The 3,155-nt window shown below is 55.3% G+C and carries 4 protein-coding genes; all 4 read left to right on the top strand.

The window, feature by feature from the left end:
• Nucleotides 1-153: 153 nt before the first annotated feature.
• Nucleotides 154-639, top strand: coding sequence for a hypothetical protein (locus H579_RS0118495; RefSeq protein WP_028301897.1), 486 nt, complete (start codon nucleotides 154-156; stop codon nucleotides 637-639).
• A gap of 66 nt (nucleotides 640-705) precedes the next feature.
• Nucleotides 706-2,115 (top strand): hypothetical protein, encoded by a 1,410-nt coding sequence (locus H579_RS0118490; RefSeq protein WP_028301896.1) that lies wholly within the window; start codon nucleotides 706-708, stop codon nucleotides 2,113-2,115.
• Nucleotides 2,116-2,170: 55 nt separating this feature from the next.
• Nucleotides 2,171-2,875, top strand: a complete 705-nt coding sequence (locus H579_RS0118485) for a hypothetical protein (protein ID WP_028301895.1) — start codon at nucleotides 2,171-2,173, stop codon at nucleotides 2,873-2,875.
• Between the two features lie 76 nt (nucleotides 2,876-2,951).
• The coding region (locus tag H579_RS26485) for a hypothetical protein (protein WP_036566760.1) at nucleotides 2,952-3,155 on the top strand (204 nt) is incomplete at its 3' end.

Here is a 3,155-nt window from a genome sequence, read left to right as displayed (position 1 = left end):
GCACTGGCCGCCTCCGATATTGAAAATAAAACCGCGATTCTGCGGCAGGAACAGTACCTGATCCGGCTGGATCAGCAACTGCAGCAACTCGCAAATCCATAAGCGCACCCAAAAGGGGCATTATCTCTCAGTAAGTAAAAAGGAAACATCACTATGTCAGAAGTAACGATCACTCCGGCTCAGGCACTGGCTTCTCTGCAGACTGCGGTCGGCGCGCTGGTCGGTCAGGTACAGACCAAATTTGGTCAGATCGACGGCAGTATTACGGCACAGCTGAATGCGGCTATCTCGGATCTGCGTACCCAGCTGACCGGCACCGCCGATGTGGACAACGATACCCTGGGTAAGGTGGCCGGGCGTATTGATCAGCTGGATGCTGCGATTCAGGCACTGGATGACACCTATGCCACGGATGCTGATCTGGCCCAGAAGATCTCCGATATCAATACCGCCTGGGCAGCGGCAGACGGCGATGTGCAGGCTCTGCTGGCCAATAAAATTGACGCAACGGCAGCGCAGGTGCTGGCTGATGACTCCGTCGCTGCTGCGAAAACCTATACCGACCAGCAACTGGTGATTGCCCTGCAAGGACTGACCACTGCGTTCAATAACGGTACGGCGACGCTGACAGCCCAGTAACAGTAGCCCGGTCACGGGTAATGATTAACCGGCAGACCTTCGGGTCTGCTCTAACAGGATAACGCTATGACGGAAGAAGAAGTCACGCTGTCAGGCCAGATCGCCGCACTGATTGAAGCGGTGGGTGGCTGGCAGTCTGAAGCGATGAAGGCTTTGCAGGATGCGCTGGCCAGTACCGGCGGGGTGGATCAGACGCAGTTGATTGCATTGATTAATCAGCATCTGAGCGCCCCGGAAACACTGGCAACGATGGCAACCGCTGTGGTGCAGAGCGATAGCACGGCACAGCAGATACAACAACTGATCGGTCAGTATTCGGCGGCTGAAGTCACTGATGCAGTGCGTAACGTTCTGCAGTACCTGCCGGATACCTCAAACGTCACCGGCACAACACTGGCGGATAATTACAGCAGCGGGCAGAGCGTGATTTTCCGCCCATCCGGGGCCAGTACACCATCGGGTGCTCCTGTGACCTGGCATCTGACAGATCTGGTTGGGGTCAATGCCAGTGCAACAGAGATCCCGGATGGTCAGAGCACACAGCTGACCTTTACCGGCCCAGGTGGTATGACGCTGACCGCGATGTCTAATAACGTCGCCGCCGTGCCACAAACATATGCGTGGAGTGTCAGTGCCGGAGTGATGGCTAAACCATCAATTACCAGCCCGGCAGCAGGGATGACCGGGGTGGTACTACAGCCTGTGATTACTGCCAGCGCCTACACCGTCACCCCAGCGGGTTATGACGTTCATCTGAAAAGCCAGTTTCAGGCATTGGATACCAGCGGGGCTGTGGTCTGGGACAGCGGCGAGATAGCCGCCACCACAGAGGTTGCAGTAACAACAAACTGGCCAGCTGAGACAGAGCTGGATATTCGGGTGCGTTATCAGGGGGCGGCCCTGGGCTGGGGGGAATGGTCTGATCTTGTGCGTATTACGACTCAGGCGGCCAGTGGTGTGGGTGTAGTGTATCCCGATGGCGGTATCGGTGGGCCGGTAATGAATGGCTACCGGCTGATTGTTGCGCCTGCGTCGCAGCGAAGCTCTTTGTGCGCATTTGGTTTGACGAGAGTCGATACGGTACTACAAAACATCACCAGCACGTCGGTTGTTGATCCTCGGTCTGGTTACGACAATACAAATATATTAATCAGCAATTACAGTAATATTCGTGATGATTTTAATCATGTCGGTCCGGTTGCAGCACAGTTCTGTCGTGATCTGGGTCCAGACTGGTATCTGCCGAATAGAGAAGAGCTGGCGGCTATAGTTGCAGTAGCCGCTGAGATAGATGCAGCAGACAGCACTCACGGTTTGTCTTTTTCCGGTATGGGAACCAGATATATCTGGTCGTCTACTGAGTGGGGAGCGTCTTATACGTGGGATGTGCGGGCTGATGGGTATATTGCTTTTCAAGGTGTAGAAAATCGACAGTCAGGACGAATCGTCATCCCTGTTCGCCGCGAACCGGTCTGATCCTTTCGTTCTCTCCTGATACCACTCTCTGATTTATCCCCTGAAAGGAACCCTTATGAAATACGGACTGATCCTGAACGGTCAGATCGAATGCGACCCTGTGTCTGATCATACGATCCTGACCCGCAAAGCCGCGCAGATGGGCTTTAACCTGACTGAAACCACTTTTATCGAAGCCGTTACCCAGCGCATTGCCAACCGTACTCTGCAGATTGTACCGGGCATTGAAGAGCGCCCACAGCCACCGGCTAAGACCGGCTATCGCGGCACTCTGACCGGCTGGCAGTATGAACCCTCACACCCTCGCCTGCTGCGAACCATCACCTATACCGCCATGCCTTTTGACGAAGCAGTAGCCGACACCCTGAACCGTATTGCGGAACAACAGGACACAGCCCTGGCCCGTATCGAACAGGGCTACACCGAACAGGAAGTAAAAACCTGGGCACAGCAACAGGCCGAAGCAGCCGCCTGGACGGCAGACCATACCGCCAGCGTCCCGCTGATCGAAGGGCTGGCCCAGCGTCGGGGTGTCACCGTGGCAGTGGTGGTAGAAAAGATCAGTGCCAAAGTCATGGCAGCCGCCACGGCGACAGGCATTGTGCTGGGCGATGCTCAAGCGGCAGGTGATCAGATTAACGCCCTGAAAGCGCTGCATGACAGTGAAACCGACACCCTGCCGGATGACTGGTTTGATCAGCTGCAGGCCATCGCCACCGGCTGGCAAAAAGACTGGCCGCCTGAGTTGCTGTTGCAGTGATGCACCGGCGAGTCAAACTTAAAACATAAGCCTTGTGGGATCTCCTGCAGGGCTTTTTTGATATCTGGAGATAGGTATGCCTAAAACGGCTAAAACGCCTCAGGTGCAAGAGCCTGAGAAAGTTGATGACGGCAAGAAAGATTATGTCGTCACTTATGCCCACCGTGTGGGTGAGCCGCAACGCTGGTATAAGCCCGGCGACAACATCCGCCTGCTGGATTGTGAAGCGCAGTTCAGCCTGAGCCGTGGCTGGTTAAAGTTGGAGGGTGGCAGTGTTTCT

It is taken from the genome of Oceanospirillum beijerinckii DSM 7166 (assembly GCF_000422425.1).
In the GTDB taxonomy this organism is placed as follows: domain Bacteria; phylum Pseudomonadota; class Gammaproteobacteria; order Pseudomonadales; family Halomonadaceae; genus Oceanospirillum; species Oceanospirillum beijerinckii.
The sequence above is the reverse complement of the archived record's forward strand: the minus strand, read 5'-3'. Positions and strand labels throughout refer to the sequence as shown.